Genomic DNA, 512 nt, shown 5'->3' on the forward strand with positions numbered 1-512 from the left:
CATAATAACTCCCAAAAACGGGTTTGCGGTGAATAAAAAGCAGCCGTGGCATCTACGCTAACTCTTTTTACGTTGAGAAGGAACGATATAAGGACTATCAGTACGGTTACAGAAAATAGATTTAATTTTCTTTTCCATACGAACCAAATGAGAAAGGGCCAGATAATATAAAACTGCTCCTCGATACCTAAACTCCATAAATGCAACAAGGGCTTGGTTTCAGCTGCATTATCAAAATACCCAGTCTCAAACCAAAGTAAAAAATTAGAGATGAAACCAGCTCCCCCCATAACATGCTTCCCCAGCTGTTTGTACTCCTGAGGGAATAAGACGAACCATCCTAATATTAAGCAAAATAGCAGCACGAACACCAATGCCGGAAATATACGCTTGATTCTTTTTTTGTAAAAATCTACGAAACTGAAACTATTTTTTTCAAGGCCTTCAAAAATGATTGTGGAAATCAAAAAGCCGGAAATTACAAAAAAAATGTCTACGCCAACAAATCCTCC

General features: G+C 37.7%; 1 protein-coding gene. It reads right to left on the minus strand.

What is annotated here, in order from left to right; translation table 11 throughout:
* A partial coding sequence (locus A8O27_RS18285; protein ID WP_154669275.1) for an acyltransferase family protein occupies window positions 1–512 on the minus strand: 512 nt, incomplete at both ends.

The organism is Legionella bozemanae (assembly GCF_001648595.1).
GTDB lineage: Bacteria > Pseudomonadota > Gammaproteobacteria > Legionellales > Legionellaceae > Legionella > Legionella bozemanae.